1 protein-coding gene is annotated in these 542 nt (G+C 66.4%); it reads right to left on the minus strand.

Translation table 11 applies throughout. The features are described 5' to 3' along the window. A partial coding sequence (locus tag KVT37_RS31805) for a triose-phosphate isomerase (RefSeq protein ID WP_217578965.1) occupies nucleotides 1-542 on the minus strand: 542 nt, incomplete at both ends.

Below are 542 nucleotides of genomic sequence, written 5' to 3' on the forward strand. Positions count from 1 at the left end.
CCGAGAACATCCTCAGCGGTTGCGATGATCTCCGCCTGGCGGGCGTCGGCATAGTCCGAGGTCGCCGGAATGCCGTTGACGCCGATCGCCCAGACCGGCTCATAGGCGAACAGGATCGGCGCGCGCTTCTGCGCGGCCGAAAGCTTTGACAAAGCGCCGCGCACCTGCCGGTCGAGCACCTCGCGGGCAAGGCCTGCCTCGCGCTCGGCCAACGTCTCGCCGATGCAGATCAGCGGAATGAGGCCATGGCGTATGGCGGCTTCGGTCTTGAGGCCGACCGTCTCGTCGGTCTCGCCGAAATGCTCGCGGCGCTCGGAATGGCCCAGCTCGACGATGTCCAAGCTACAATCCTTCAGCATCACCGGCGAAATCTCGCCGGTCCATGCGCCGTCGTCGGCCCAATGCATGTTCTGCGCTCCGACCTTGACCGACGTAGCTTGAAGCATCGCCTTGACCTCGCGCGCCGCGGTGAAGGGCGGGATGACGAAGCGCTGGATGCGCGGATCGCCTTCCGGTTCGGCAAGCAGCCCGCCGGCGAAGGC

The sequence above is a fragment of the Mesorhizobium sp. GbtcB19 genome (assembly GCF_019091085.1).
GTDB lineage: Bacteria > Pseudomonadota > Alphaproteobacteria > Rhizobiales > Rhizobiaceae > Mesorhizobium.